The sequence below is a fragment of the Rhodoferax sp. GW821-FHT10B06 genome, from assembly GCF_059415605.1.
The window spans coordinates 16308-42731 of the sequence record NZ_JBWKNO010000020.1; the positions used below are offsets into that span (position 1 = coordinate 16308).

Genomic DNA, 26424 nt, shown 5'->3' on the forward strand with positions numbered 1-26424 from the left:
GGGGTTAAAACCGCTTCTACCGCAGATAAATACTGCGTAAGTAGCTATTTAAAGTGTAGCAACGCCTCTGCGGCGCAGCATTTCCCGCACCATGGCCGAGAACTGGGCCGCGGTGTCGTGCCGCACCAGGGATGGGCCGATCAGCGGCGGGAACCAGAAGCCCGCCAAGGCTTCCACGTGGTAGACCAGCTTGGTACCACTACCCTCGGGGTGCAGCTGCATTACGCTTTCCAGATGCTGCAGATTGCCACCCACGCCGTGGGCGTGGATTTCGGTTTCGGGCGTCAGTGTGATTTCGCGGATGGACTCAAAGTTGGCTGAAAACACGCCGTACTTGGCTACACCGGTCTGGCTGACCTTGAGCTCGGTATCGCTGATCTTGTTGACGTGGCTGCTGGTCAGGTTGGGCAGAAACTCCGGCATGTGCTCGAAGTCGGTCAATACGGCCCAGGCCTGGGCCGGGGGCACGGGGGCGTAAAAGCTCAGGTCCACGGTAAAGCCTTGCCCGGAGCGCTGGACTTGAACGTCCTCCTCTGCGACGGCCTGTGGCGGGTCTGCCGCCAGCGCGAATGGAGCCGCAGCCCACAGGGCTGTTGCTGTGAAACCAAGCAAACATGCACGGCGCAACATAGAAATCACTTTCCTCAAACTGAAGTTCAGTGTGCCATGCGCTGCGCCGTCGTGCAGGGAGTTACCCGCTAATGCAGCGGGGCTGTGGGGGCTCAATAACCAGACGCAGCGCCGCTGGCGGAGGTGCTGGTTGCCTTGAAGATGGCCAGTTGCTCCTTGGCTGCCTTGACCAGCAGGCTGGTGTCCACGCCCACGGCCACAAACAGGGCGCCCAGGGTCAGGTATTTCTTGGCCAGCACCGGGTCTACCGCCAGAATGCCGGCCGCCTTGCCTGCCGCCTGGACTGTCGCCATGCCTTCGGCAATCGCCTGCTGCACGTCCGGGTGGCCGGGCTGGCCTAGCAGCCCCATCGAGGCGGATAGGTCGGAGGGGCCGAAGAACACGCCGTCTACTCCGTCCACTTCGGCAATGGCTTTCAGGTTCTTCAGTGCGGCCAGGGTTTCGACCTGCACCAGTACGCACATTTCGGCATTGGCCTTGTGCAGATAGCCGTCGATTTGGTTCCAGCGCGATGAGCGGGCCAGTGCGCTGCCCACACCGCGTATGCCGTGCGGCGGGTAGCGCGTGGCGGCCACCATCTGGGCGGCCTGCTCGGCTGTGTCCACCATGGGGATCAGCAGGGTTTGGGCGCCGGTGTCCAGCAGCTGCTTGATCAGCGCCACGTCGCCTATGTGCGGGCGCACGATGGCGTGGCCGGGGTAGGGTGCCACGGCCTGCAGCTGGGCCAGGATGCTGCGCACATCGTTGGGGGCGTGTTCGCCGTCGATCAGCAGCCAGTCGTAGCCGGCGGTGGCCAGGGCCTCGGCTGCATAAGCGTCGGCCAGGCCCACCCATAGGCCAATCTGGGCGCGGCCTTCGCGCAGGTTTTTCTTGAAGGTATTGGTGGGCATGTGCATGCCGAAATCCTACGCTACTTAGCCTGCGTCGGGCTGCATCTCCGGTGCAGCCTGCTGGAAAGCTGGCAATGCGCTGCAGCGCTTATGTACCGCCATCACGGTGGGGAACTGGTCCAGGCTGCAAGCGAAGCGCTGGGCGTTGAATACCTGGGGGACCAGGCAGCAGTCGGCCAGGCTGGGGCTGTCGCCCACGCAGAACTGGCCTGCGGTGTGCGCCAGGCGGGCCTCTACCGTGGCCAGGCCGGTTTCGGTCCAGTGGCGGTACCAGCGCATTTTTTGCTCTTCATTCAGGCCCATCTCGTCTTTGAGGTAGTTCAGCACGCGCAGATTGTTCAGCGGGTGGATTTCGCAGGCGATGTCCAGCGCCAGTGCGCGGATGTGGGCTCGCTCCAATAGCGTGCTGCCCAGCAATGGCGGCTGGGGATGGCATTCCTCCAGGTACTCGATGATGGCCAGCGACTGGGTGAGAATGTGCCCGTCGTCCACCAGGGCCGGCACCAGGCCTGCGGGGTTGATGGCGCGGTAGGTGGCACTACGCTGCTCGCCGCCGTTCTTGAGCAGATGCACCGGCAGTATCTGGGCGTCCAGGCTTTTCAGGCCCAGCGCGATGCGCACGCGGTAGGCGGCCGAGCTGCGGAAGTAGCTGTGCAGTTGCAGCATGGTGGCGGCCTCAGGGCAGGGTGGGAGCGGCCAGCACCGTGCCGCTGGCTTCGCCAAACCCGATGCGGGCGGCACCGGGGCGTTCGCAGTAGGCACGCAGCGTGAGGGTGTCGCCGTCTTCCAGGAAGGTACGCGACTCGCCACCGGGCAGCGCAATAGCTTGCTTGCCGCCCAGCGAAAGCTCCAGCAGCGAGCCGCCCTGGCCGGCCGCTGGGCCGGACTGGGTGCCTGTGCCGAGCAGGTCACCGGGCTGCAAATTGCAGCCATTGCTGGCGTGGTGCACCAGCAGCTGGGCCAGGGTCCAGTAGGCGTCACGGAAGTTGGACTGCGACAGGCGCACCTCCGCCAGGCCGGCCTCGCGCATGGCGCGGCTTTGCAGCCAGACTTCCAGTGTGATGTCGATGGCGCCCTGCGCGCGGTTGCTGGCCGCATCCAGATACGGCAGGGGCTGCGGGTCGCTGGCGGGCCGCTCGAAGGCAACGCGGTAGGGCTCTAGCGCCTCCATGGTAACGACCCAGGGCGCCAGGGTAGAGCCGAAGTTTTTGGCCAGGAACGGACCCAGCGGCTGGTATTCCCAGGCCTGCAGATCGCGGGCCGACCAGTCGTTGAACAGTGCCAGGCCGAACAGCCGGTCTTCGGCCTTGGACATGGGCACGGGCTCGCCCAGCGCGTTCGCCGGGCCAACAAAAGCGCCCAGCTCCAGCTCGTAGTCCAGGCGGCGGCAGGGGCCGAAACTGGGCGTGTCTTCCGCACCCTTGAGCTGACCCAGCGGGCGGCGCACCGGCTGGCCGCTGACCACGATGCTGGAGGCGCGGCCGTGGTAGCCGATAGGCACCCATTTGTAGTTGGGCAGCAGCGGGTTGTCGGGGCGGAACAGCTTGCCTACCGTGGTGGCGTGGTGGATGCCGGTGTAGAAGTCGGTGTAGTCGCCGATGTGGCAGGGCAGGGCCATTTCTGCATCTTGCTGTGCCACCAGGCAGGACGTCAACGCTGCGGCCTGCGGGCTATTCGCGCTGAGGGCGGCAGAGAAGGCAGCCCGCAGGGCTTGGCGCTGGCTTTTGGGGGCTGCCATCACGCTGTTCAGGTCACCGGCTGCCAGGGCCGCCAGCGGCGCAGCCAGGGACTGGGGCCAGCCGGGCTGACTGTGGGCGCGCTGCAGGTCCAGGATCTGGTCGCCAATGGCAATGCCTATGCGCCAGGCCTCGCCGCTGCCGGCGCGGCGAAAGCGGCCGTAGGGCAGGTTCTGGATGGGGAAGTCGCTGCCGGCCTGGTTGGCCGAGGCGACCCAGCTCTGCAGTGTGGGGGCGTGGGTGTGGTCGGGTGCGGTGCTCATGGGGTGGCTTTCTTGAAATGGTCTTGCAGGCCTTGCCAACATTGGGCGTAGGCGGGGTCCAGGCTGCTGCCCTGCATGGCGTAGGCGGTGGGCACCAAGCGGTAGCGGCTCTCCAACATGAAGGCCAGGGTGTCGTCCAGCTTGTGGGGCGCCAGCGTGGCGTGGCTGGCCTTGTCGAAGGCGTCGGTATCCGGGCCGTGCGGCACCATGCAGTTGTGCAGGCTGGCGCCGCCGGGCTTGAAGCCTTCGGGCTTGGCATCGTACTGGCCGTAGACCAGGCCCATGAACTCGCTCATCAGGTTGCGGTGGTACCAGGGCGGGCGGAAGGTGTCCTCGGCCACCAGCCAGCGCGGCGGGAAGATCACGAAGTCGCAGTTGGCCGTGCCCGGCGTATCGCTGGGGCTGGTCAGCACGGTGAAGATGGACGGGTCGGGGTGGTCAAAGCTGATGGAGCCGATCACCATGAAGTGGGCGGTGTCGTACTTCAGCGGCGCCAGGTTGCCGTGCCAGGCCACCACGTTGAAGGGCGTGCCCTGGTGCATGTTGCGCCACAGCCGGCTGCCAAATTTCTTGATGATTTCATAGTCGCCGGTAGGTTCTTCAAACGCAGCCACCGGGGCCTGGAAGTCGCGTGCATTGGCCAGGCCGTTGGAGCCTATGGGCCCCAGCTCGGGCAGGCGGAAGGCGGCGCCGTAGTTCTCGCACACATAGCCGCGAGACGGCCCCGCGCCAGCTTCCGAGTCAGGCAGGGCTACCTTGAAAGCCATGCCGCGTGGGATCAGCGCGATCTCGCCGGGGCGCACGTCCAGCACGCCCAGCTCGGTGGTGATAATGAGCCGGCCCTGCTGCGGGATCAGCAGCAGCTCGCCATCGGCATTGACCAGCGCGCGTTGCTGCATGGAGCTGTTGGCGGCATAGACCAGGGCGCCCATGCCGGTCTGGGTTTCGGGGTCGCCGTTGGCCACCACGGTGGCCAGGCCGTCGATGAAGTCCACCGCCGTACCCGCGGCAGGCAGGGGGAAGGGGTTCCAGCGCAGCGGGTCGGGCGGCATGACCACGCCGGTGGCGGCGCCGCTGGTCCAGCGCGGCTGGGCATAGGGCTGGTAGGCGCCAGTGACCACCGAGGGCTGGCGCCGGTACAGCCAGCTGCGGCGGTTTTCTGCGCGCGGCGCGGTGAAGGCCGAGCCGGAGACCAGCTCGGCGTACAGGTTCAGCGGCGCCCGCTGCGGGCTGTTGCGGCCTTGCGGCAGGCTGCCGACCACGGCTTCGGTGGCGTGTTCGTTGCCAAAGCCATGCTGGTACTGGCGCGTGGCCAGATTTGTCTCCGTCATATCGCTCTCGCTTTCTATAGCGTTGCTATGTTTTATGTAGCTGCTTGCGCAGATAGATATTGCGCCGTAGGCATTTTTTTCATACATCTGCACAAAGCTGCATCACGCCAGTCTGCATTTGAATTCGCTATTTGCAAATTGATTTGTTGAATCATAGTCAAAAATTAGCGTATGGCAAAATTCTTTGGCATTAACGAAATTTGGACCCACCATGCAGGAACCTCGAGAGCAACGCGCCGTACAGTCGATTGAGGTGGGTGGCCGCTTGCTACTGGCCCTGGCCGAGAATGCGTCGCCCATGACGCTCAAGGACCTGGCCGCTCAGGCTGGCCTGCCAGCTTCGCGGGCCCACCCTTATTTGGTCAGTTTTGCCAAGTTGGGACTGGTGGAGCAACGCCGTGCCGACGGGCTGTATGCCCTTGGGCCGGCTGCGCTCCAGCTAGGGCTGACCTATTTGCACCAACTGGAGCCCATGCGGCCGGTCAACGATGCAGCCGAGTCGCTGGCCCAGGCGACAGGGCATGCGGTAGCCGTGTCCGTATGGGGCAATCTGGGGCCAACCGTGGTTCGGATGGTGGAGGCGTGCCGGCCTTTGCATATTGCTCTGCGACCGGGCTCGGTGGTGTCCTTGCTGGGTTCGGCGACCGGTCGCGTGTTTGCGGGCGTACTGCCGCGTGACAAGATTGCCGCAGCCTTGAACAATCCGGTGGAGGTTTTGCTGAGCGCGCCCGGCACGCCGCTGGATTTTGAGAGTGAGCGGGTACACATTGCGGCGGACCTGCAAGCCCACGGTATGACCCGATCCGATGGCAACACCCAGCCTGGGATCAGTGCGTTCAGCACGCCGGTGTATGGTCTGGGGCGACAGCTCGTGGCCGTGCTGACACTCATTGGCCACAAGGATTACCTGAGCGCAGCCTGGGATGGCCCGGATCCGGCCGCCTTGCTGGACGCCGCACGGCAAGCTGCTAGGCGCCTAGGGCACTTTGATGTGTAAGTGGGCTAGGGCCGCAGCACCCCGCAGCCAACAGATGGAAACGGCGCGTTATGCGGGCCGCGCCACTGAACGTAAAAAGCGTAATAAAGGGCATGGCAGGGGCGCGCAACGGGTGGCGCTTTGGATGCATGTCAGCTTCTTTGGCGGGGACAAAACCTGGCTGCAAACCTTGCCAGGGTGAACTTGTAACAATCACTGTTACCCGCCAAGGCCGGTTTCGTGTCATCTTTACAGACAAGGGCCGCGTTATCCAAATAGCTTTTCATGCCTTGTGCAAGCTTGGCCCGTCAACAATCAAAAACAAAGGTGATCGTTATGAATACGCCCCTGGACGCTGTTTCCAAATCCCGTCTCCACCCCATGATCCTGGTGGCCTGCGCCGCTGTGGTGATGGTCTGCGCAGTCGGCACCGCCGCCATTCTGGGCTGGTTGCCTTCCTCCACTGCCAAGAATGCCGAGATGAGTGAGCTGGCCCAGACGAACCCACCCGTGGTGGTGGCGCCCCCGGTGCAAACATCGGCACAGAACATGACCCCCGTGGCCAAGCCGGTGGTGCAGCATGCGACCCCGCGCCCTGCTGTTCAACCCGTGGCGGTGGCACAGCGCTGTGGCGACTGCGGTGTGGTGGAATCGGCCCGTGAAGTGACCACGCCGGCACAAGGCAGCGGCGTGGGTGCTGTGGGTGGTGCCGTGGTCGGTGGTGTGCTGGGCCACCAGGTCGGCGGTGGCCGTGGTCGCGACGTAGCGACGGTGCTAGGTGCTTTGGGTGGCGCGTTTGCGGGCAACCATATTGAAGGCCAGGTCAAGGCCACGCACAGCTACGAAGTGGTGGTGCGCCTGGATGACGGATCGACCCGTACGCTGCACCAGTCTGAACAGAGCGTTCGCCCTGGCGACCGGGTGAAGATTGTGAATGGCGTGGCGCGTTTGAACGGTTAAAGACTGGACGGATAGGCCGCATCGGCAGGCTCGCCGCGTAAACCCAAGCCGGCCAGGCCCAGCGGCAGCAGCAAGGTGAGGCTGGTAAAGCCAGCGGCCACGGGGCCGAACATGGTGCCCACGCCCACCACCACGGCGGCCACCAGCAAGGCGCCCACCATGTGCTGGGTTTCCGCATACTGCAAGGGGCTCAGCGATGCATGGAAGCAGGCCCATGCCAGGCTCGCACCCAGTGGCCACCAGAGTGCCCATAGCAAGCCTATCAAGGCCGCCATCAACACCGCCAGTGCGATGGCCAGGCTGGCCGGGTGGCTGATGCCATCGGCAAACGAGCGTTTAACGTGGAATTCGGTGCGTGGATTAGTGCGCATATACAGATATTTACAAATGACACTGGATAGTGCAACCCGGTGCTCCAAAGTTCCATCAGCGGGATTGGGTATTTTTTGTAGGACAGTGTGCCGAGGATTGCGGCTGTGCAGCGCTTGATGGGCTTCCTGGTGCAATCAATTTTGTAGCTACTGGCGCAAGTAATACCTGCGCTAGAGGCTTAAAAAGCTTGTAGGAATTTAGCCTTTGTCCAGCTGCTCCAGGATGGGGCATTCGGGCCGGTCGTCGCCATGGCAGCAGTGCACCAGGTGCTCCAGCGTGGCTTTCATGGCCAGCAGTTCCTGGGCTTTTTGTTCCAGCTCCTGGATATGCGCCTGGGCCAGGGCCTTGACCTGGCGGCTAGGGCGCTTGCGGTTCTGCCACAGGCCTACAAGTTCGCCGATCTGCGCGATCGAGAACCCCAGGTCGCGCGCCCGACGGATGAACTGCAGGGTGTGCACCTCGGCCTCGCTGAACTGGCGGTAGCCGGCCTCGGTACGGTTGGGTTCGGGCAGCAGGCCCACTCGCTCGTAGTGGCGGATCATCTTGGCCGACACGCCCGAGGCCTTGGCGGCCATGCCGATGTTCATGGCGATGGCTGTATTCATGCTTTTTTCTCCGTGGGTGCAGCGGGCCGCCAGCGGCTCAGCAGCAGGGCGTTGGCGACCACACTGACGCTGCTCAAGGCCATGGCCGCACCAGCCACCACCGGGTTCAGCCAGCCCAGGGCCGCCAGCGGTATGCCGACCACGTTGTAGGCAAAAGCCCAGAACAGACCGCGCCGGATGGTGGCATAGGTGCGCCGCGAAATGTCCAGCGCGTCGGCCACCAGGCCGGGGTCGCCATGCATCAGGGTGATGCCGGCCGTTTCCATGGCCACGTCGGTGCCGGTGGACATGGCGATGCCCACGTCGGCCGTGGCCAGGGCCGGTGCGTCGTTGATGCCGTCGCCCACCATGGCCACTACCTGGCCAGCGGTGCGCAGGGCTTGCACGGCGGTGGCCTTGTCGGCGGGCAACACCTCGGCCTGCACCTGCTGTATGCCCAGCGCCTGACCCACGGCTTCGGCGCTGCCGCGGTTGTCGCCGGTCAGCATCACCGTGGCAATGCCCTGGGCGTGCAGGCGGGCCACCGCCGCTCGGGCCGTGGGTTTGATGGCATCACCAAAGGCCAGCAGGCCCAGCAATGTGGGTGTGCTGTCTTGGCGCAGCAGCCAGGAAATAGTGCGTCCTTTCGCTTCCAGGCTTTGGGCCTGTGCCGCCAAGGGACCCAAGTCCAGCCCTTGCAGCAGGCGGCTGCTGCCCAGCTGGTACAGCTGCCCGTCCACCACGGCTTCGACCCCGCGCCCCGGCAGCGCGCGGGCCTGTTGGGCGGCGGGCACCGGCAATTGCTCGGTCTGTGCCTGGCGGTCTACCGCGCGGGCTAGCGGATGTTCGCTACTGTGCTGCAAGGCAGCGGCCAGGGTCAATACCTCGTCGCGGCTCTGGCCGGTGGCGGGCAGCACCGCCACCACAGAGGGCTGGCCCTGGGTCAGCGTGCCGGTCTTGTCGAAAGTGACGGTGGTGACAGCGTGGGCCACCTCCAGTGCTTCCGCGTCCTTGATCAGAATGCCGTGCCGCGCGGCCACACCGGTGCCCGCCATGATGGCCGTGGGCGTGGCCAGGCCCAATGCGCAGGGGCAGGCGATGACCAGCACCGCCACGGCATTCAGGATCGCCTGGGACACGTCGGCGCCCACCAGCAGCCAGCCCACCAATGTCAGCAGCGCAATGCCCAGCACCACGGGCACAAACACCGCGCTGACTTTGTCCACCGTGCGCTGGATCGGTGCCTTGGCTGCCTGGGCAGATTCCACCAGGCGGATGATGCGGGCCAGCCGCGTTTCGGCACCCAGGGCACGGGTGGCTAGCGTCAGCGCGCCCTCGGCGTTGATGGCGCCGCCGGTGACATGGTCGCCCACGGTTTTGGCCAGGGGGTGGCTTTCACCGGTGATCAGCGATTCGTCCACATGGCTGCTGCCTTCGACTACTTCGCCATCCACGGCAATGCGTTCGCCGGGCCGCACCAGCACCAGGTCGCCCAGCACCAGCTGGTCTACCGGCAGCTCCAGTAGCTCGGTGCCGCGCTGCACCCGGGCCGTGGCGGGGCGTAGCGCATTCAGCGCGCGGATAGCGTCGGCGGTCTGCCGCTTGGCCCGGCCCTCCAGCCACTTGCCCAGCAGCACCAGGGTGATGACGGCGGCAGAGGCTTCAAAGTACAGGTGCGGCATGCCGTGGCCCGCATGCTGGAACAGCAGGTAGACCGACAGGCCATAGGCGCTGCTGGTACCCAGCGCCACCAGCAGGTCCATATTGCCGGTGCGCGCGCGCAAAGCACCCCAGCCGGCACGGTAAAAGCGTGCGCCCAGCCAGAATTGCACCGGCGTGGCCAGCGCCCACTGTGTCCAGCCGTCCAGCATGGCATCGATGCCCAGCCAGCCGAGCAGCATGGGCAAGACCAGGGGCAGGGTGAGTATCGTGGCGACGGCTACCGGCCACCAGTCCGGCAGTCGCCGGGCAGGTGCGGGTGCGGCCAGGTCTTTGGCGGTGTAACCGGCTTTGGCGATGGCGGCTTTCAGCGCCGCTGGCGTCACGTTGGACAGGACCTGTACGGTGGCTTTCTCCGTGGCCAGATTCACCGAGGCGGACAGCACGCCGGGCAGCTTCAGCAAGGCTTTCTCCACGCGGCCCACGCAGGACGCGCAGCTCATGCCTTCAATCTGCAGGTTGCTCTCGGTGGTTTGCACCGCATAGCCGGCGCGCTGCACGGCCGCTGCCAGCGTGGCGGTGCCTACCGTGGCGTCGGCCTGTACCGAGGCTTGTTCGGTGGCCAGGTTGACGCTGGCTTCGTGTACGCCCGGCACGGCTTTGAGCGCTTTTTCCACCCGCGACACGCAGGATGCGCAGCTCATGCCGGTAATGCCGAGTTGAAGGGGGGCTGCGAGGGTGGAAGACATAGTGTTTGTGTGTGGTGAAATCGGCTTCATGTTGAAGCTTCCCACCATGGCAATGTCAAGGATTTGTTTGGAAAATCAATGCAGCCAGGGTGGTTGCTGAAAAATCCTGCTTGACCTTGCCATCATGTGAAGGTTCATAGTATGCCCATCTATCCACCAACAAGGAACATTCCATGATCAGCTTCGAAGTCCAAGACATGACCTGCGGCCACTGCGCCAGCACCATCACCAAGGCCGTACAGGCCACCGACCAGGCCGCCCAGGTGCATATCGATCTGTCGGCGCACCGCGTGGACATTGAGAGCCGCGAAGCCGATGTGCAGGCCCTGCGGGAGGCCATCAGCGACGCGGGCTATACGCCGGTCCCGTTAGCGGTCTAGTAATCGCGTCGGTTCAGCGAGCCCACAGTCGGGCAAAGCTGGCGATGGACGCCAGGCCGGCTGATGCGGCGCCCAACGACAGTGCCCAGGTGGAGCCTTGCATGCCGGCCAGGCTGAAGCACAGGGCCACCAGGGCGGCGCCCACCGTCTGGCCCAGCAGCCGCGCCATGCCGATCACGCCGCTGGCGCCGCCGCTGCGCTCGGGTGGCGCGCTGGACATCAGCGCCTTCAGGTTGGGTGACTGGAAGAAGCCAAAACCCGCGCCGCAGAGCGCCATGCGCAGCACGATGTCCAGTGTGTGCGGGTTGTCCGGCAGCAGCGCCAGCGACGCCATGCCCAGGGTTAGCAGCGCCAGGCCCACGCCGCCCAGCAGGCCCGGCGGGTAGCGGTCAGACATGCGGCCCGCTATCGGTGCGGCCAGGGCCACGATTACCGGCCAGGACATCATCAGAAAGCCGGTGTCGATCGGGTTGCGGTGCAGCACCTCTTCAAAGTAGAAAGGTAGCGACACAAAGGCCAGGCCCTGGGCCGCGAAAGACGCCATGGCGGTAATGGTGGACAGCGCAAACATCGGACGGCGGAACAGGTCTACCGGCAGCACGGGTGCAGGGTGGCCGGCCTGGCGCCGCAACAGCAGCAGGCCGGTGACCAGGCTCAGGCCCAGGGGCGGCAACACCACCGTCGCTGCCTCACGCTGGGCGGCTGAGCCCAAGGCGAAGATCAGCGCCGAGAAGGTCACGGCGGTCAGCGCGGCGGCCAAGGGGTCAAAGCCATGGCCACGCCGGGGCGATTGCGGCAGCGAAGTGAACGCAAACGCCAGGGCCAGCAGGCCAAGCGGCACATTGATGGCAAACAGCCAGGGCCAGGACGCCACCGCCAGCACCAGCGATGCCACCGCCGGGCCCAGAGTGAAGCCTATGCCGACCACCAGCGCGTTCATGCCCACACCACGGCCCAGGCGCGCGGGTGGGTAGATCAGCCGTATCAGCGCGATGTTCACGCTCATCACTCCGGCGCCGCCAATGCCCTGCAAGGCACGCGCAAAAGCCAATTGGGGCAGGGTGCTGGCAAACGCGCAGGCCAGCGAAGCGGCGGTAAACAGCGCCAGGCCGCCGATGAAGATGCGCCGCGGCCCCACCAGGTCGCCCAGGGCAGCAAACGGCAGCAGGGTCGCCACTACAGCCAACTGGTAGGCGTTGATGATCCAGATGGAGTTGGCCGCCGGTGCGTGCAAGTCCGCCGCGATGGCCGGCAGGGCGGTGTTGGCGATGGCGGTGTCCAGTGCGCTGAGCACCACGCCCAGCAGGATGGCTACTAACGCCAGCACCTCGTGGCTTTTGGGTTGGCTGATGGCGGCTGTGTGTGCCGTGGGTGAGGTGGACGACAGGTCGGACATGGGCGAAATCAGGAAGCCCCGCAGCGCGGCCGAGGGCATGGGTAGCGGGCTTGACTAAGTAGTAACCCGAATGCGGCCGATACTAACGGCAAGCCGTAAACAGTATGGGCAGCTAGGGTACTCGCGGCTCGCGGGCCAACGGAGATCAGCCGGCGAAGTTGTTCTGGCCCAGTGCCTGTTCCACCACCTCCCGCGTCAGCGTGGGAGCAAATGAGGCGATGAAGGCGTACACATAGCTGCGCAGATAGCTGCCCCGTCGCACCGCCAGCTTGGTCAGGTTGATGCCGAACAGCTCGCCCGCGTCGATGGCGCGCAGCGACAGGTCGCGTTCTGCCTCGAAGGCGATGGACGCCACGATGCCCACGCCCATGCCTAGCTCCACATAGGTTTTTATGACGTCGGCATCCATGGCGGCCAGGGCGATGTGCGGCGTCAGTTGCTGCTGGGCGAACGCGTCGTTGATGCGCGTGCGGCCGGTAAAGCCGTTGTCGTAGGTGATCAGCGGGTAGGCGGCCAGGCGCTCCAGCGTCAGCGGTGCGTCCAGCAGCGGGTGGCCGGGCGGCACGATGACCGAGTGCGTCCAGCGGTAGCAGGGCAGCACCACCAGCTCTTCGTATTGGTCCAGCGCCTCGGTGGCAATGCCCACATCGGCCTCGCCGGACAGCAGCATTTCGGCCACCTGGCCGGGTGAGCCCTGGTGCAGGTGGAAGGTCACGCTGGGGAACAGTGTGCGGAATTCCTGCACCGCCGCCGGAAGCGCATAGCGGGCCTGGGAATGGGTGGCGGCGATGGCCAGCTGGCCGTTTTGCTGGGACATGTATTCCTCGCCGGCGCGGCGCAGGTTATTGCTGTCCAGCAGCATGCGTTCAATGATGGGCAGCACATGGCCGCCCGGGTCTGTCAGCCCGGTGAGCCGCTTGCCGGCGCGCACGAACAGCTCAATGCCCAGCTCTTCTTCCAACTCGCGGATCTGGCGGCTCACGCCGGGCTGCGAGGTGTGCAGCACATTGGCCACTTCGGTCAGATTGAAACCGCGCCGCACCGTCTCGCGCACGGAGCGTAATTGCTGAAAATTCATGGGGAAAAGCCCTGCCTGATAACCAAACCAGCGGCGATTATTTGGCGTAAATATTATTTCTCAAAAGAATAAATTGTTTATTCCATATAGTTAATCGATCTATTGAGTTGGTGTAAGTAGAACTTTGGGGTCTTCTCAAAATGGTGGATGGGTAGCGCCAGAGTTGACGGGATAGGGCGACAAACTGTGCATACTGAGGTCAGCACATGATCGTTCCGCAGGCCAAGTATTCGAATAGTCGCAAGAGCACACTGAAAACCTGTCAGTACAGGCTGTTTTCCAGGCGCTTGCCAAAGCCTCGATATTTTCCCTCTAGCGGAGGCCTACTATTTGGGGTGAACCGCGAAGCTGCGTTCATCCACCTTCGTCCATCTAGACATCCTGGAATGGGTGTCTCAGAAGGCTCCGAAACTCTCAAGAAATCCAACCAAGAAAGATGAATATGGACATGGGTGATGTCGTTTTTAACCATATAGGCGTCGTGTTAACCGTTGCCGTGATACTGGCATTCTTTGCGTTCTACAAGTGGACCTTTCGGCTCTTTGGCGTGGTGATCGTGCCTGACGATTCCATTGGCACCATCACCAAAAAATTTGTGCTGTTTGGCGCCAACCGGGAACTGCCTCCAGGAAAAATTGTGGCGCTCATGGGGGAGGCGGGCCTGCAAGCCGATACCCTGGCGCCTGGGTTGCATTTTTTCTTGTGGCCCTGGCAATACACCATCGAACTGGTGAAGTTTGTGATTGTTCCCGATGGCAGTATTGCAGTCATCGAAGCTTGCGACGGGACGCCATTGCCCGACGGACGGGTGATCGCCAAGCAGGTTGTGTGCGACAACTTCCAGGATGCACGTGCGTTCCTGGTCAATGGCGGTGAGCGCGGGGTACAGATGTCGGTTATTCCGCCTGGTGCATGGCGTATCAACACTCTGCTTTTCACGGTGCACATCGACACCATGACTGTGATCGAACCGGGCAAGATTGGTATTGTTGAGGCGCGGGATGGGCAGGCGCTGTCTGGCGGTCGCATTATTGGTAAGCAAGTTGCCTGTGATTCGTTCCAGGATGCACAGGCCTTCATGAGTAAAGGTGGTGAGCGTGGTCCCCAAATGACCATCATTCCGCAAGGCAAATACCGGATCAATCCACGGCTGTTCAAGGTTTCCATGGCTGCGGTGCAGGACGTGCCAGACAACAAGGTTGGCATTGTGACGACGCGTGAAGGTGCGTCCTTGAAGACCGGTGAAATCGCTGGCTCCGAAGTGCCCGGCCACAACTTGTTTCAGGACCCCCAGGCGTTTGTGGACAACGGTGGTACCAAGGGCCTGCAGGAGCAGGTATTGCTTGCCGGACGCTACTTCATCAACCCCATGTTTGCGACTGTCGAGATCATCGACATGACCGAAGTGCCTATCGCCTCGGTCGGCGTTGTTGTCGCATTCGTTGGCAAGGCCGGTGACGATGTGACGGGGGTCGAATTCAAGCATGCCAATATGGTGCGCCGCGGTGAGAAAGGTGTCTGGGTAGATGTTCTCGATCCAGGAAAATACGCAGTCAATACCTATACCCACAAGGTGCGGGTGGTCCCGACCGCGAACGTCGTACTGAATTGGGCGACCGGCAAAATGGAAGCCCACAAGCTGGACGCCAACCTATCCACCATTTCGGTTCGTTCGGCTGACGGTTTCACCTTCAACTTGGATGTCAGCCAGATCATCCATATTCCGCGTAACGATGCCCCCAAGGTCATTGCGCGCTTTGGCAGCATGGAAGCGCTGGTGACACAGGTACTGGAGCCCACTATTGGCAACTACTTCCGCAATGCTGCGCAGAGTTCCGACGTCATCGACTTTCTGAAGAAACGTACAGAGCGCCAAGCCGATGCCAAGGAAGCTATTGCCCGCGCATTGAAGGACTACGACGTGGGGGCTGTGGAGACCTTGATTGGTGATATCAGCCCGCCGGCCGACCTTATGAAAACCTTGACCGATCGCAAGATCGCCGAACAAGAGAAAGTTACCTACAACACCCAGATGGAAGCCCAGGGCGTGAAGCAGCAACTGGAGCAAGCCACTGCACTGGCCAACACCCAGGCGCAGGTTGTAGACGCTGAGCGTAAGGTTGCCATTGCCGACTTCTCTGCCCAGGCCGCCGTGAAGACGGCTGACGGCGCTGCGCGGGCGAAAAAGATCAATGCCAGCGCGGACGCAGAGGTGATCCGGGTAACCGGCGAGGCCGAAGCCGGCAAAACGTTGGCGGTCGGGCAGGCGGAAGCGACGGTGATCAAGCAGAAGATTGACTCCATGGAGTCAGGTAACTATGCAATCGTGCAGGTCGCACAGGCACTGGCTTCCGCAGGCGTGAAACTGGTACCCGAGGTAGTTGTGAATGGAGGGTCGAAGGAGGGCGGTACCTTGGTGGACGTTTTGCTTGCAGGGCTGGTGAGGGATCAGCGCACGGGGCATATAGCCCACACGGGCTCATAAATTGGCGGAATGCATGTGTAGCCTGCATCTGCGCTGCGGGACCGGGATTTAACCGAGAGAAATGTGCCACTGGCGCAGATAGTACCTACGCAGTATGCTATTTATTTGATAGCTAATCCTTGTGTATATGCCGCTCACGCCCGCGTATGCGGTGAGCGGATATCGGCCAGGAACTGCTGGGCGCGTGGGTGCTGCGGCTGGCTGAAGAAGCTGTGCGGGTCGGCGCGCTCCAGCACCCGGCCGGCGTCCATGAACAGCACGCGGTCGGCCACCTCGCGGGCAAAGCCCATTTCGTGGGTGACGCAGACCATGGTCATGCCGTCCTTGGCCAGGGCGCGCATGACCTGCAATACCTCGCCCACCATCTCCGGGTCGAGTGCGCTGGTGGGCTCGTCGAACAGCATCAGCGGCGGCTGCATGGCCAGAGCGCGGGCGATGGCCACGCGCTGCTGCTGGCCGCCGGATAACGCGTTGGGGTAGGCATCGGCCTTGTGCGCTAGGCCCACGCGGTCCAGCAGGGCCAGGGCTTCTTCCCGAGCTGCGGTGGGCGTAAGGCCGCGCAGGCGTACCGGCGCCAGTGTGCAGTTCTGCAGCGCTGTCAAATGCGGGAACAGGTTGAACTGCTGGAACACAAAACCTATGCCGGAGCGAAAGCGGTTCAGGTCCACGCCCCGGCGGTGGATGTCTTCCCCGTTGATCAGAATCTGGCCAGACTGGATGGACTCCAGCCGGTTCAGCGTGCGTATCAGCGTGGACTTGCCCGAGCCCGACGGGCCGCAGACCACCACCACTTCACCACGCTCTATGGTCTCAGACACATCTACCAGCGCATGGTAATCGCCATACCATTTTTGGACTTGTTGAAACTGGATCATGCGCTTGCTTTCACAGAGAGGGTGCTGCGCCGTTCCAGCCAGAAGGCGAAGCGCGACAGGCCGAAGCACAGCACAAAATAAGTCAGGGCCAGCAGGGTGTAGACCTGGGTGCTCTGGGTGAACACCTGGGTATTGATCTGCGCGGCAATAAAGGACACCTCGGTCAGGCCGATGATGTAGCCCAGCGAGGTGGCCTTGATGGAGTCCACAAACTGGTTCACTAGCGAGGGCAGCATGTGGCGCAGGCCCTGCGGCAGGATCACCAGGCGCATGGCGGCCAGGTAGCTGAAGCCCAGCGAGCGTGCACTCTCCATCTGCCCCTTGGGCACGCCGAGCACACCGGCGCGCACGATCTCGGCCAGGTACACGCCGTCGAACAGCACCAGCGCCATCAGCATGGTGCTGAACTGCTCGGTCTTGTGGCCGGTGATGCTGGGCAGGAAGAAGTAGGCCCAGAAGATCACCATCAGCAGCGGCACGCTGCGCACCAGGAACACCAGCGCGGTGATGGGCCAGCGCAGCCAGCGCCAGGGGCTGACGCGTGCCAAGCCCAGCAGCAGCCCCAGCGGCAGGGCCAGCAGCAGCGCCAGCGCCGCCAGCGAAACGGTCAGCGCCAAGCCGCCCAGCGGCCCGTTCGGGTACTGGCCGACCAGAAAGTAAATCCAGTAGGTTTGTATCAGTTCCAACATGCTTGTGGTCGCCTGCTTATATGGAACGCACCGGGTAGCGGTGCTGGTACCAGACGCCCAGGCCGGTGATCAGCAGCGCCACCGCCAGGTAGGCGCTGGTGGTGAAGGCAAAGGGCTCCATGCTGCGAAAGGTGGCCGATTCAACTTTGGCCGCCTGGTACATCATCTCGGCCACGCCGATAACGGTGGCCACGCTGGTGTCCTTCCACAGGTTCAGTGTTTGCGACAGCAGTGGCGGTATGGTCACGCGCAGCGCTTGCGGCAGCACCACCAGGCGCATGGTGGCGATGAAGCCAAAACCCAGTGCGCGGCTGGCCTCGGTCTGCACCGTGGGTACGGCGCGTATGCCGCTGCGTATGTTTTCGGCCATATAGGCTGCCGTGTACAGCGTCAGCGCGACGATGGCGCTCAGCGCCTCGATATTGCCGGCGTACAGCCATTCCTTTACCGGGTCGGGCAGCAACTCGGGTGCGCCGAAGTACCAGAACAACAGGTGCGCCAACAGCGGTACGTTGCGTATGCTCTCCACATACAGCCAGCCCAGGCTGCGCAGCAAGCGAAAGGGCGACAGGCGCAGCAGGGCGACCACCATGCCCAGCGGCAGCGCCAGCACCAGGGTGATGCCGGCCAACTGCAGTGACAGCACGAGGCCGCTGAGCAGCCAGTCGTGGTACTGGCCGGTCAGCAGCAGGTTCAGATCAAAATTCAGCATGTGCAGCTATAAAAAGAATCCGCACCACCCCGTGCAGAGGTGGTGCGGACAGGCACGAAAAATCGCGGTTAGATTTGGTCGCTGTCGATCTTGAAGCTGCGCTTGTCGAACTGCAGCTTGGTGGCGGGGCCATACCATTTGACGAACAGCTTGTCGGCTTCGCCCGAGCTTTCCAGTTCACGCAGCACGCCGTCCACCGTGGTCTTCAGGCTCTTTTCGCCTTTCTTCAGACCCAGGGCCAGGGGCTCCACGCTGATGCTTTGCGACAGGATGGCGTAGTCCTTCTTGGCTGCACCCAGCTTGGCGTAGTCGTTGACCAACGAGGCCTCGTCATTTACATATCCCACGCCCTTGCCCTGCTGCAGTGCCAGAAAGGCCTGCTGCGTGGTTTCAAAGGTCACCACATCCACGCCAGGCACGGCCTTGCGGATGTTTGGCTCTTGCGTTCCGCCCTTCACGGTCAGCACCTTCTTGCCGCCCAACTGGGGCAGGTCGTTGATACCGCTAGCGGTCTTCACCAGCACCTTCTGGCCGGTGACGAAGGTGGTGAGAGAAAAGTCCACCTGCGCTTCACGTTCCTTGTTATGCGTCAGCGACGCGGCCAGGATGTCCACCCGGCCTTGTTGTAGCTCGGGAATACGGGCGGCCACGGCCAGCTGTTTGAACACGGGCTTGACGCCGATCTTCTTGGCGATGGCATTGGCGATGTCCACCTCGTAGCCCACGATTTCGCGGGTCTTGGGATCGACAAAGCTGTTGGGTTCGTCGGTGCCCAGTACGCCGATGACCAGCTCGCCTTTTTTCTTGATGTCATCCAATTGGTCGGCCATTGCGGCGTGGGACAACAGGGTCGCAGTGAGTGCGGTGGCAATGATTGCGGCAGGACGGAATGGCATTGTGTGGTTCGCTCAGAGAAGTAATGAGGAGGCCGACTGTAGGCATGCCGCTACATGCTGTGAACGAATGAATGGCGATATTCAAGATGGAAAAACGCATAAGCGATGTGGCAATAGGCCGTAGTCAGGTTCTCATACATACAGCTTGTATGGAACTGATTTTTTCTTCGTTGGAGCCACCACGCTTTGATCCTAAAGTGGTCTTTTTCACCACGGAGAACGCCCACCATGACCGCGATTTACGCAGACAACTCCTTGTCCATAGGACGCACGCCGTTGGTCCGCCTCAAGCGCATTACCGATGGTGCCAAGGCCACGGTGCTGGCCAAGATCGAGGGCCGTAACCCTGCCTATTCGGTCAAATGCCGTATCGGTGCGGCGCTGATTTGGGACGCGGAAAAGCGCGGTTTGCTAGGCCCCGGCAAGGAAATTGTGGAGCCCACCAGTGGTAATACCGGCATCGCCCTGGCGTTTGTGGCGGCAGCCAAAGGCATTCCTATCACCCTGACCATGCCCGAAACCATGAGCATTGAGCGGCGCAAGATTCTGCTGGCCTACGGCGCCAAGCTGGTGCTGACCGAGGGTGCCAAGGGCATGAAAGGCGCCATCGCCAAGGCCGAGGAAATAGCGGCCAGCGACCCCAAATACGTGCTGCTGCAGCAATTCCAGAACCCGGCCAACCCAGCCATCCATGCCACCACCACCGGCCCTGAAATATGGCAGGACACCGAGGGCCGCATCGACATCCTGGTGTCGGGCGTGGGGACCGGCGGCACCATCACCGGCGTGTCGCGCTACATCAAGCAGATCCAGGGCAAGGCCATTATTTCGGTGGCCGTGGAACCATCGGCCAGCCCGGTGCTGACGCAAAAGCGCGCCGGTGAAGAGCTGAAACCCGCACCGCACAAGATCCAGGGCATAGGCGCTGGCTTCGTGCCCGATGTGCTGGACCTGTCGCTGGTGGATGCCATAGAGCAGGTCAGCAACGACGAGGCGCTGGACTATGCGCGGCGGTTGGCGCGCGAGGAGGGCATCTTGTCCGGCATTTCCTGCGGCGCGGCCGTGGCCGCTGCTGTGCGCTGGGCCCACAAGCCGGAGAGCGAGGGCAAAACCATCGTCGTGGTGCTGCCGGATTCGGGTGAGCGCTATCTGAGCTCAGCCTTGTTTGAAGGTGTGTTTGATGCGACTGGTGCCGTTGTATAGCAGCTGCTGAGGGACCGGCTCTGAGGCAGGGGCCTCAGATATGCCTCAAGCGTAGGTGTCGATCAACTCACCCAGCCCCGGCGTACGTTTTTTGGGCGCAGTTGGCGCTTGCGCAGCAGCGTCGGCTGCGTCTGGCTTGGAATTTTTCTGGATTTGCAACGCGTCAGCTTGTTGGCGCTGCTGTTGCAGGGCGGCGATTTGCGCCTGCAGCATCTGGATTTCATTCTGCAGCAACTGGCTTTGGGTTTCCTTGGCCTTGGCATCCATGTCGCTGGCGGCCAGGTTTTTCAACTCGGTCGTCACTGCCTGGATCTGCTTTTGCAGCTTGGCGATGGCGTCAGAAGTCCCGCTGCCTGACGAGGCGGAGGACGACGTTGCGCTGATGGATGAGACGTTCATGCCTACTTTATCGGCCGCTGGCGCGCGGACTTGAGGATGAAATGGGCGGTATTAGCCTGCCAATTCCTCCGCTATGGCCTCACCAAAGTAGAACGACTGGATATCCGAGCGCTGCCGTAGCTCTGCGGTGGTGCCCGTCAGTACGGCTACCCCTGTGTCCAGTACCGTGGCCCGGTCTGCATATTGCAGGGCGACAGTGGAGTTCTGCTCGGCAACCAGAATGCTCAGACCCTCGTCCTGGTTCAGCCTTTTGAGCTGCCGGAAGATGTCTTGCACCACCAGGGGCGCCAGGCCCATGGACGGTTCGTCCAGCACCAGCAGGCGCGGGCGTGACATCAGCGCGCGGCCAATGGCTGTCATCTGCTGTTCCCCGCCGGAGGTCAGCCCTGCCAGTGCACGGCGCTTGTCCCGTAGGTGCGGAAAGATGGCGTAGACGCGCTCCAGATCCTGGGCCAACTCGGCCCGGCTGGCGCTGCGGCCCAGGCCACCGGTCAGCAGGTTTTCCTCCACCGTCAGGCTGCGAAAGCAGTGCCGTCCTTCGAGTACCGTCACCAGCCCTAGCCGCACCAGCGCGGCCGGGCTGGTACGGCCCACGTCATGCCCGTCAAACACGATTCTGCCCGCAGTCACCTTGCCGCGCTGTGCCGGCAGCAGGTTGGATACGGCTTTCAGCGTGGTCGATTTGCCTGCGCCGTTGGCCCCGAGCAAGGCGTGGATTTCGCCTGCCCGTACGTCCAGACTCACGCCATGCAAGGCCGCGATGGCATTTTGGTAAACCGCTTCGACAGCATCAATTTGCAGCATGGTTGGGTTTCAATCGTTGATGCTGGTGCGTACCTTGATGTTCTTCTCCTTGGCGTAGGCCAGGGACGACTTTTCAATGATGGGGCGCAGCAGTTTCCAGTCGGGGGCGATCCAGTCGGACACCACATTCCATTTGCTGCCATCCCACTGCTGGAAGGCCACGCGGCCATCGCCTTCGTGGTTGTCCCAGGTCACGTTGATGGAGTGGAACAGACCCTTGGCACCCAGTGCGGCGGCGCGGGCTTCGTCGATCTTCAGGTTCTCCAGGCCCCAGCGGATTTCGTCACCGGTCAGCGTGCGCTTGCCAAACTTGGCCTGAGCGATGCGGATGGCTTCCACGTTCAAGATACCGTTCAAAATGCCCAGGTTGTGGTAGCGCGTACCGATGCGCTTCTTGTCTTCTAGATTGCCCTTGCCGGCGTCGTACACCGTCTTCACGATGTCCTGCACCACGGGAAACTGCGTGCCCGCAGCCACGCTGGTGATGGCCACATAGCCCTTGGCGGCGTCGCCGGCGGGGATCACGTCTTCTTCGGAGTTGGACCACACATTGCCGATGATGTGGTCGGCCGGGAAGCCGGTCTTCTGCGCGGTCTTCAATGCCACCGGGTTCATTACGCCCCAGCCACGCAGTACCACGTAGTCGGGCTTGGCGCGGCGGATGGTCAGCCACTGTGATTGTTGCTCGTTGCCAGGGTGTGGCACTTCAATCTGCTGCACGGTGAAGCCGTATTTCTTGGCCAGCAGCTCATAAATTGGGATGGTCTCTTTGCCGTAGGGCGAGCCGTGGTACAGCACCACGATCTTCTTGCCCTTGAGCTTGTCTTCACCACCCACCTTGCCGGCGATGTAGTTCACGATGCCGGAGGTTTCGCTGTAGGGGTTGAGCAGCAGCGGGAAGATGTATTTGAAGACGCGGCCGTCGGTGGTGTCGGTGCGGCCGTGGTTGATGGTCAGCAGGGGCACCTTGTCGGCCGTGACGCGGTCGATCAGCGCGTAGGCAATGCCGACCGACAGCGGGTTCCAGGCGGCGATGCCGGGTTTGGTTTTCAGGCGCTCGTACACCTCCACGCCGCGCTCAACCTCGTACTGGGTTTCGCCTTCTTCCCAGGTGAGCTTGACACCACCCACGCCGCCGTCGCGGGTGTTGACCAGGTTCAGATAGTCAATGAAGCCGCCGAAGAAGCCGGTGCCGCCGGCCGCATACGGGCCTACGCGGTAGCTTTGCAGCGGAAAGAATTGCTCGTCGGCCTGGGCCGCCTGCAGGCCGCTGATGGCCAGCGTAGCGGCGATGGCCGCGGTACGCAGGTTTTTGATGAAAGACATGGATGAAAACTCCCGTGTATTTTTGAATTGAAATGCTGTTTTCAGACAGCCGGAGACAACTTCTTCCGCAGGCGACTCCCGAGGGCGGCCAGGCCTTGTGGTTCCACGATGAGGAAAAAGATGATCAGTGCGCCCAGCACGATGCGCTGGGTCATGTCGAGTACGCCGGAATCGAACCAGCCGCCAAACAGCAGGGCACCCACGCGTGACAGCAGCAGCGGGAACACCACGATCAGCGCGGCGCCCAGAAAGGCCCCGCGTATGGTGGCCAGGCCGCCGATGATGACGATGAACAGAATCTGGAACGAGCGGTCCAGGTTGAAGCCCGCGGGCTCCACCGTGCGCAGGTACACAAAGGCCCACAGCACACCGGCTACGCCGACGATGAAGGACGAAATCGCAAACGCCAGCAGCTTGGTGCGTAGCACCGGCACACCGATCACGCGGGCGGCCAGCTCGTTGTCGCGGATGGCGATGAAGTTGTGCCCGGTTTGCGTACCCACCAGGCGCCAGACCAGCGCAGTTAACACCGCCACCAGGGTCAGCGCAAACAGGTAGCGGCCTACGGGTGTGTCAAAGCTGAAGCCCAGCACCTGTAGCGGAGGTGCGTCGATCACGCCGGATGCGTTGTCATTGGTGAACCAGCTGAACTTGGTCAAAGCCCACTGCACAAAGAACTGCGCCGCCAGTGTGGACACGGCCAGGTAGAAGCCGCGCAAACGCAGGCTGGGCAGGCCAAACACCAGTCCAATGGCGGTAGCCGACAGGCCCGCCAGTGCAATGCTGGCCAACAGCGGCAGGCCGGGCAGGCGCAGGTTGAAGTTGTATGCCGCGAACGCACCTACGGCCATGAAGGCGGCCGAACCCAGTGACAACTGGCCGGCGTAGCCGGTCAACAGGTTCAGCCCCACGGCCGCCAGCGACAGCGCCAGGAACGGGATCAGGATGGCGTCGAACAAATAGGCGCTGCCCAGCGTGGGCACCACGCCATAGGCGACCAATAGCAAGGCCAATGGTGCGCCCCAAGCCTTGGCGGGGAATGCAGCCTTGCTCATGCGCGCTCCACCAGCTTCTGGCCAAACAGGCCGGACGGGCGCACCAGCAAAAAGGCCAACGCCGCCACATAGGCAAACCAGCTTTCAATGCCGCCGCCGACGAAGGGGCCCAGATACACCTCGGCCAGCTTCTCCAGTGCGCCGATCAGCAGGCCGCCGACGATGGCGCCCAAGATGGAATCAAAGCCGCCCAGCATCAGCACCGGCAGTGCCTTCAGCACCACCAGAGACAGCGAAAACTGCACACCCAGCCGGGCGCCCCACAGCAGGCCCGCTACCAGCGCGATGGTGCCGGCGGTCGCCCACACCGTGGCCCAGATGCGCGGCAGGCGCAATCCTACGGCGATCGCCGCATAGGTATCGTCGGCCACGGCGCGAAAGGCGAGGCCCACATGGGTGTAGCGGAAGAAGGCCGACAGCAGCGCCACCATGGTGCCGGCAATGGCAGCGGCAAACAGGTCGAAGGTGGAGATCAGGATGCCCCACACCTCGATCGGTTCGTCGGCAATGCCCAGGTCCAGCGCATGCACCTGGGTGCCCCACAGCATTTGGGCCGCGCCCTCGATCACATACGACAGGCCTAGCGTGGCCATGAACAGGGTAATGGGCGGCTGGTTCACCAGCGGGCGCAGTACGACGCGCTCCACCGCCAGGCCCAGCAGCACCATCAGTGCAAAAGTGGCCAGCAGCGCCAGCGGAAAACCGATGCCGCGTTCCACCAGGCTCACAAAGGTCAGCGCCGCAAACAGCAGTTGCGCACCTTGCGCAAAATTCAGCGCACCCGAGGTTTTGTAGATCAACACAAAGCCGATGGCTACTAGCGAATACATCACACCGGAAAGCAGGCCGCCGACCAGTACTTCGGCAAAAAAGGCGAAATCAAATCCGTCCATCACAGGCTTTCTTCTGCATGGGCTACGCCCAGATAGGCGTCAATGACCGCCGGGTCGTCGCGCACTTCGGCGGGTGTGCCGTCGGCGATCTTGCGACCGTAGTCCAGTACCGCCACGCGGTTCGACAGGGCCAGCACCACGCCAATGTCATGCTCGATCAACAGGATGGTGGTGCCGAACTGGTCGCGGGCGGCGCGCACGAAATGCGCCATCTCGCTCTTCTCGGTCACGGTCATACCGGCCATGGGTTCGTCCAGCAACAGCAGTTGCGGGCGCGCCACCAGAGCGCGTGCCAGCTCCACCCGTTTTTGCAGACCATAGGGCAGGGTGCCCGCCAGGCGCTCGCGCACGCTGTGCAGGCCCAAGAAGCCCATGATCGCGTCGGTACGGGCCTGCGCGTCGTCACGCTCGCGCCGTGCGCGGCCCAGGCCTATCCATTGCTCGATGAACGTGGAGCGCACCGTGTCGACCCGGCCCATCACGATGTTGTCGCGCACCGTCAGCCCCTTGAACAGCGCCAGGTTCTGGAAGGTGCGCGCCACGCCAAGCCGTGCCAGCCGTGGCGTGGGCACCTGGGCAAAGTCTTTGCCGCCTATCCATACGCGTCCCCGGTCGGGACGGTACAGACCGCTGATCACATTCACCAGCGAACTTTTACCCGCACCATTCGGCCCGATCACGGCGCGGATTTCTCCGGCCGCAATCGACAGGTCCACGCCCGCCAAGGCGGTTACGCCGCCAAAAGACAGATGGATGTCTTCCAGCCGCAACACGGGCGTCACTGCCGTGGCAGCGGTGGGCGCCGTGTGGGCGGGCCGTGCAGGGCGGGGCCGCTCGGTGCTTTGCCTGAGCGTGGTGGTCGGTGGCGGCGAGACCGGTGCGAGCCGGTCCAGACCTAGGCTGGCGCTGGGCATGTGTGCTGTCCTTAGGCCAGGGCTTCCAGCGCCGGCTCGGCCTGCGGCTGTGCCAACGTCTTCGCCTGCTCTGCTTCCAGGATGCGCACCAGAGGCAGCACTTGCTGGCCGAAGTATTCGACTTCTTCGATGAAGTGCAAAAAGCCGGTCAGCACCAGGTCCACGCCAATCGCCTTCAGCGCCACGATGCGCTCGGCGATCTGCTGCGGTGTGCCGATCAGGTTGGTGCGGAAGCCGTCGTTGTACTGCACCAGGTCTTCAAACGTGGACTTGGCCCAGTTGCCTTCGCCTTCGGGCGATGCCTTGCCGGCCTGCTTCACCGCGTCGCCAAAGGCGTGCACGGCTTCCACATGGGCATGTTTGATGATGTCGGCCAGCACAGCCTTGGCTTCTTCCTCGGTGTCGCGGGCGATGACGAAGGCGTTCACGCCGATGCGCACTTTGTGGCCGTTCTTGGCGGCCTTGGTCTGGATGTCGTCGATCTGTTCCTTCAGCTTGTCGGGCGTGTTGCCGTTGGTGAAGTACCAGTCGGACACGCTGGCCGCGTTGTCGCGTGCCGCGCGCGAGCTGCCACCCTGGAAGATTTCCGGGTGCGGCTTTTGGATGGGCTTGGGGCTCAGCGTGTAGTCGGTGAAGCGGTAGAAGTCGCCCTTGAAGCTGAAGTTGTCCTGCGTCCAGATGCCCTTGAGCGCGCGGATGAATTCGTTGGTGCGGCGATAGCGCTCGTCGTGCTCCAGCCAGGGTTCGCCAATCGCCTGGAACTCGCCCTTGAACCAACCGCTCACCATGTTGACGGCAATGCGCCCGCTGGAGATGTGGTCGATGGTGGCAATCTGCTTGGCCACCACGGCCGGGTTCCAGGGGCCGGGCAGGATGGCGGCGATCACTTTCAGCTTGGTCGTGGCATGCAGCAGCGCCTGGCTGAAGGATACGGATTCGTGCTGGTACTCGGCGCCGTAGCCGGCGGTGAAGCGGATCTGGCTCAGCGCGTAGTCAAAGCCGGCCTTCTCGGCCGTCTGCGCCAGCTTCTGGTTGTATTCCAGGCTCCAGTCGGTGCGCTGCGCGATGGTGCTGACCACCAGGCCGCCGCTGACATTGGGTACCCAGTAGGCGAACTTGAGTTCTGCGGGTGGGGTGCTGGATGCGTTGCTCATGGGAAGACTCCTGTG

The 26424-nt window shown here is 63.0% G+C and carries 26 protein-coding genes; 5 read left to right on the forward strand and 21 right to left on the reverse strand.

Annotation, left to right across the window (positions count from 1 at the left end; all coding sequences use genetic code 11):
• Nucleotides 1–48 precede the first annotated feature (48 nt).
• The 5 genes from AC07O2_RS22615 to hmgA form a co-directional block, all read right to left on the reverse strand.
• A complete protein-coding gene (locus tag AC07O2_RS22615; protein ID WP_495234485.1) occupies nt 49–630 on the reverse strand; it encodes an SRPBCC family protein in 582 nt (193 codons plus the stop codon).
• Between the two features lie 92 nt (nt 631–722).
• Complete coding sequence (hpaI, locus tag AC07O2_RS22620) at nt 723–1526, reverse strand: 4-hydroxy-2-oxoheptanedioate aldolase (RefSeq protein WP_495234486.1); 804 nt, start codon at nt 1524–1526, stop codon at nt 723–725.
• A gap of 18 nt (nt 1527–1544) precedes the next feature.
• A complete protein-coding gene (maiA, locus tag AC07O2_RS22625; RefSeq protein ID WP_495234543.1) occupies nt 1545–2183 on the reverse strand; it encodes a maleylacetoacetate isomerase in 639 nt (212 codons plus the stop codon).
• A 13-nt stretch (nt 2184–2196) separates the two neighbouring features.
• Nucleotides 2197–3519 (reverse strand): fumarylacetoacetase, encoded by a 1323-nt coding sequence (gene fahA, locus AC07O2_RS22630; protein ID WP_495234487.1) that lies wholly within the window; start codon nt 3517–3519, stop codon nt 2197–2199.
• Nucleotides 3516–4850: a homogentisate 1,2-dioxygenase gene (hmgA, locus tag AC07O2_RS22635; RefSeq protein ID WP_495234488.1), complete on the reverse strand. Its 1335-nt coding sequence runs from the start codon at nt 4848–4850 to the stop codon at nt 3516–3518. The genes fahA and hmgA overlap by 4 nt, the downstream gene beginning before the upstream one ends.
• Nucleotides 4851–5061: 211 nt before the next feature.
• On the opposite strand from hmgA, the gene AC07O2_RS22640 reads away from it, so the two are divergent.
• Both AC07O2_RS22640 and AC07O2_RS22645 read left to right on the forward strand, forming a co-directional pair.
• Nucleotides 5062–5847 (forward strand): IclR family transcriptional regulator, encoded by a 786-nt coding sequence (locus tag AC07O2_RS22640; RefSeq protein ID WP_495234489.1) that lies wholly within the window; start codon nt 5062–5064, stop codon nt 5845–5847.
• A gap of 315 nt (nt 5848–6162) precedes the next feature.
• Nucleotides 6163–6786 (forward strand): outer membrane lipoprotein, encoded by a 624-nt coding sequence (locus tag AC07O2_RS22645; protein WP_495106325.1) that lies wholly within the window; start codon nt 6163–6165, stop codon nt 6784–6786.
• Here the strand turns inward: AC07O2_RS22645 and AC07O2_RS22650 are convergent.
• The 3 genes from AC07O2_RS22650 to AC07O2_RS22660 form a co-directional block, all read right to left on the reverse strand.
• A complete protein-coding gene (locus AC07O2_RS22650; protein ID WP_495106326.1) occupies nt 6783–7157 on the reverse strand; it encodes a hypothetical protein in 375 nt (124 codons plus the stop codon). The two genes, AC07O2_RS22645 and AC07O2_RS22650, sit on opposite strands and share 4 nt — an antisense overlap.
• 198 nt (nt 7158–7355) lie before the next feature.
• The gene (gene cueR / locus AC07O2_RS22655; RefSeq protein ID WP_495234544.1) at nt 7356–7745 is read right to left on the reverse strand and encodes a Cu(I)-responsive transcriptional regulator; all 390 of its coding nucleotides are present in this window, start codon (nt 7743–7745) and stop codon (nt 7356–7358) included.
• Between the two features lie 14 nt (nt 7746–7759).
• On the reverse strand, nt 7760–10150 hold the full coding sequence (locus AC07O2_RS22660; RefSeq protein ID WP_495234490.1) for a heavy metal translocating P-type ATPase: 2391 nt from the start codon (nt 10148–10150) through the stop codon (nt 7760–7762).
• Between the two features lie 173 nt (nt 10151–10323).
• Here AC07O2_RS22660 and AC07O2_RS22665 point away from each other — a divergent pair, with 173 nt between their 5' ends.
• Nucleotides 10324–10530 carry a heavy-metal-associated domain-containing protein gene (locus AC07O2_RS22665; RefSeq protein ID WP_495106328.1) on the forward strand — a complete coding sequence of 69 codons (207 nt, stop codon included), beginning with the start codon at nt 10324–10326 and terminating at the stop codon, nt 10528–10530.
• A gap of 13 nt (nt 10531–10543) precedes the next feature.
• On the opposite strand, the gene AC07O2_RS22670 is transcribed toward AC07O2_RS22665, so the two are convergent.
• Both AC07O2_RS22670 and AC07O2_RS22675 read right to left on the reverse strand, forming a co-directional pair.
• Nucleotides 10544–11965, reverse strand: a complete 1422-nt coding sequence (locus tag AC07O2_RS22670) for an MFS transporter (RefSeq protein WP_495234491.1) — start codon at nt 11963–11965, stop codon at nt 10544–10546.
• 106 nt (nt 11966–12071) lie between these two features.
• Entirely contained in the window at nt 12072–13004 is a 933-nt protein-coding gene (locus AC07O2_RS22675; RefSeq protein ID WP_495106330.1) for a CysB family HTH-type transcriptional regulator, read from the reverse strand.
• Nucleotides 13005–13446: 442 nt separating this feature from the next.
• Here AC07O2_RS22675 and AC07O2_RS22680 point away from each other — a divergent pair, with 442 nt between their 5' ends.
• Nucleotides 13447–15489 (forward strand): SPFH domain-containing protein, encoded by a 2043-nt coding sequence (locus AC07O2_RS22680; protein WP_495234492.1) that lies wholly within the window; start codon nt 13447–13449, stop codon nt 15487–15489.
• A 134-nt stretch (nt 15490–15623) separates the two neighbouring features.
• On the opposite strand, the gene AC07O2_RS22685 is transcribed toward AC07O2_RS22680, so the two are convergent.
• The 4 genes from AC07O2_RS22685 to AC07O2_RS22700 form a co-directional block, all read right to left on the reverse strand.
• Entirely contained in the window at nt 15624–16364 is a 741-nt protein-coding gene (locus AC07O2_RS22685) for an amino acid ABC transporter ATP-binding protein (RefSeq protein ID WP_495234493.1), read from the reverse strand.
• Nucleotides 16361–17053 carry an amino acid ABC transporter permease gene (locus tag AC07O2_RS22690; RefSeq protein ID WP_495097764.1) on the reverse strand — a complete coding sequence of 231 codons (693 nt, stop codon included), beginning with the start codon at nt 17051–17053 and terminating at the stop codon, nt 16361–16363. The genes AC07O2_RS22685 and AC07O2_RS22690 overlap by 4 nt, the downstream gene beginning before the upstream one ends.
• Before the next feature lie 16 nt (nt 17054–17069).
• Nucleotides 17070–17765 carry an amino acid ABC transporter permease gene (locus AC07O2_RS22695; protein ID WP_495234494.1) on the reverse strand — a complete coding sequence of 232 codons (696 nt, stop codon included), beginning with the start codon at nt 17763–17765 and terminating at the stop codon, nt 17070–17072.
• Nucleotides 17766–17833: 68 nt separating this feature from the next.
• Complete coding sequence (locus AC07O2_RS22700; RefSeq protein ID WP_495234545.1) at nt 17834–18595, reverse strand: ABC transporter substrate-binding protein; 762 nt, start codon at nt 18593–18595, stop codon at nt 17834–17836.
• 294 nt (nt 18596–18889) lie between these two features.
• On the opposite strand from AC07O2_RS22700, the gene cysK reads away from it, so the two are divergent.
• Complete coding sequence (gene cysK, locus AC07O2_RS22705) at nt 18890–19864, forward strand: cysteine synthase A (protein WP_495234495.1); 975 nt, start codon at nt 18890–18892, stop codon at nt 19862–19864.
• Between the two features lie 45 nt (nt 19865–19909).
• Here the strand turns inward: cysK and AC07O2_RS22710 are convergent, their stop codons facing one another.
• Genes AC07O2_RS22710 through sfnG form a run of 7 tightly spaced genes read right to left on the reverse strand, consistent with a single transcriptional unit; the run spans nt 19910 to nt 26409 of the window.
• Nucleotides 19910–20263, reverse strand: coding sequence for a FlxA-like family protein (locus tag AC07O2_RS22710; protein ID WP_495234496.1), 354 nt, complete (start codon nt 20261–20263; stop codon nt 19910–19912).
• Nucleotides 20264–20314: 51 nt separating this feature from the next.
• Complete coding sequence (locus tag AC07O2_RS22715) at nt 20315–21067, reverse strand: ABC transporter ATP-binding protein (protein ID WP_495234497.1); 753 nt, start codon at nt 21065–21067, stop codon at nt 20315–20317.
• Nucleotides 21068–21076: 9 nt separating this feature from the next.
• Nucleotides 21077–22393, reverse strand: a complete 1317-nt coding sequence (locus AC07O2_RS22720) for an ABC transporter substrate-binding protein (protein WP_116607054.1) — start codon at nt 22391–22393, stop codon at nt 21077–21079.
• Between the two features lie 41 nt (nt 22394–22434).
• Nucleotides 22435–23448, reverse strand: coding sequence for a branched-chain amino acid ABC transporter permease (locus tag AC07O2_RS22725; RefSeq protein WP_495234498.1), 1014 nt, complete (start codon nt 23446–23448; stop codon nt 22435–22437).
• Nucleotides 23445–24341 (reverse strand): branched-chain amino acid ABC transporter permease, encoded by an 897-nt coding sequence (locus AC07O2_RS22730; RefSeq protein WP_495234499.1) that lies wholly within the window; start codon nt 24339–24341, stop codon nt 23445–23447. Before AC07O2_RS22730 ends, AC07O2_RS22725 begins: the two co-directional genes overlap by 4 nt.
• Nucleotides 24341–25255, reverse strand: coding sequence for an ABC transporter ATP-binding protein (locus AC07O2_RS22735; protein ID WP_495234500.1), 915 nt, complete (start codon nt 25253–25255; stop codon nt 24341–24343). The genes AC07O2_RS22730 and AC07O2_RS22735 overlap by 1 nt, the downstream gene beginning before the upstream one ends.
• Before the next feature lie 11 nt (nt 25256–25266).
• On the reverse strand, nt 25267–26409 hold the full coding sequence (sfnG, locus tag AC07O2_RS22740) for a dimethylsulfone monooxygenase SfnG (RefSeq protein ID WP_495234501.1): 1143 nt from the start codon (nt 26407–26409) through the stop codon (nt 25267–25269).
• Nucleotides 26410–26424: the final 15 nt, after the last annotated feature.

Excerpts from the sequence above, each read along its gene's own strand:
- hpaI (WP_495234486.1), bottom strand. The coding sequence starts at position 1,526 with ATGCACATGCCCACCAATACCTTCAAGAAAAACCTGCGCGAAGGCCGC.
- AC07O2_RS22700 (WP_495234545.1), bottom strand. The coding sequence starts at position 18,595 with ATGGCCGACCAATTGGATGACATCAAGAAAAAAGGCGAGCTGGTCATC.
- AC07O2_RS22615 (WP_495234485.1), bottom strand. The coding sequence starts at position 630 with ATGTTGCGCCGTGCATGTTTGCTTGGTTTCACAGCAACAGCCCTGTGG.
- cueR (WP_495234544.1), bottom strand. The coding sequence starts at position 7,745 with ATGAACATCGGCATGGCCGCCAAGGCCTCGGGCGTGTCGGCCAAGATG.
- AC07O2_RS22665 (WP_495106328.1), top strand. The coding sequence starts at position 10,324 with ATGATCAGCTTCGAAGTCCAAGACATGACCTGCGGCCACTGCGCCAGC.
- AC07O2_RS22730 (WP_495234499.1), bottom strand. The coding sequence starts at position 24,341 with ATGGACGGATTTGATTTCGCCTTTTTTGCCGAAGTACTGGTCGGCGGC.
- AC07O2_RS22720 (WP_116607054.1), bottom strand. The coding sequence starts at position 22,393 with ATGTCTTTCATCAAAAACCTGCGTACCGCGGCCATCGCCGCTACGCTG.
- AC07O2_RS22710 (WP_495234496.1), bottom strand. The coding sequence starts at position 20,263 with ATGAACGTCTCATCCATCAGCGCAACGTCGTCCTCCGCCTCGTCAGGC.
- AC07O2_RS22715 (WP_495234497.1), bottom strand. The coding sequence starts at position 21,067 with ATGCTGCAAATTGATGCTGTCGAAGCGGTTTACCAAAATGCCATCGCG.
- cysK (WP_495234495.1), top strand. The coding sequence starts at position 18,890 with ATGACCGCGATTTACGCAGACAACTCCTTGTCCATAGGACGCACGCCG.
- AC07O2_RS22675 (WP_495106330.1), bottom strand. The coding sequence starts at position 13,004 with ATGAATTTTCAGCAATTACGCTCCGTGCGCGAGACGGTGCGGCGCGGT.
- AC07O2_RS22645 (WP_495106325.1), top strand. The coding sequence starts at position 6,163 with ATGAATACGCCCCTGGACGCTGTTTCCAAATCCCGTCTCCACCCCATG.
- AC07O2_RS22690 (WP_495097764.1), bottom strand. The coding sequence starts at position 17,053 with ATGTTGGAACTGATACAAACCTACTGGATTTACTTTCTGGTCGGCCAG.
- AC07O2_RS22725 (WP_495234498.1), bottom strand. The coding sequence starts at position 23,448 with ATGAGCAAGGCTGCATTCCCCGCCAAGGCTTGGGGCGCACCATTGGCC.
- AC07O2_RS22695 (WP_495234494.1), bottom strand. The coding sequence starts at position 17,765 with ATGCTGAATTTTGATCTGAACCTGCTGCTGACCGGCCAGTACCACGAC.
- AC07O2_RS22640 (WP_495234489.1), top strand. The coding sequence starts at position 5,062 with ATGCAGGAACCTCGAGAGCAACGCGCCGTACAGTCGATTGAGGTGGGT.
- fahA (WP_495234487.1), bottom strand. The coding sequence starts at position 3,519 with ATGAGCACCGCACCCGACCACACCCACGCCCCCACACTGCAGAGCTGG.
- AC07O2_RS22670 (WP_495234491.1), bottom strand. The coding sequence starts at position 11,965 with ATGCCCTCGGCCGCGCTGCGGGGCTTCCTGATTTCGCCCATGTCCGAC.
- sfnG (WP_495234501.1), bottom strand. The coding sequence starts at position 26,409 with ATGAGCAACGCATCCAGCACCCCACCCGCAGAACTCAAGTTCGCCTAC.
- AC07O2_RS22685 (WP_495234493.1), bottom strand. The coding sequence starts at position 16,364 with ATGATCCAGTTTCAACAAGTCCAAAAATGGTATGGCGATTACCATGCG.
- AC07O2_RS22735 (WP_495234500.1), bottom strand. The coding sequence starts at position 25,255 with ATGCCCAGCGCCAGCCTAGGTCTGGACCGGCTCGCACCGGTCTCGCCG.
- AC07O2_RS22680 (WP_495234492.1), top strand. The coding sequence starts at position 13,447 with ATGGACATGGGTGATGTCGTTTTTAACCATATAGGCGTCGTGTTAACC.
- AC07O2_RS22660 (WP_495234490.1), bottom strand. The coding sequence starts at position 10,150 with ATGTCTTCCACCCTCGCAGCCCCCCTTCAACTCGGCATTACCGGCATG.
- AC07O2_RS22650 (WP_495106326.1), bottom strand. The coding sequence starts at position 7,157 with ATGCGCACTAATCCACGCACCGAATTCCACGTTAAACGCTCGTTTGCC.
- hmgA (WP_495234488.1), bottom strand. The coding sequence starts at position 4,850 with ATGACGGAGACAAATCTGGCCACGCGCCAGTACCAGCATGGCTTTGGC.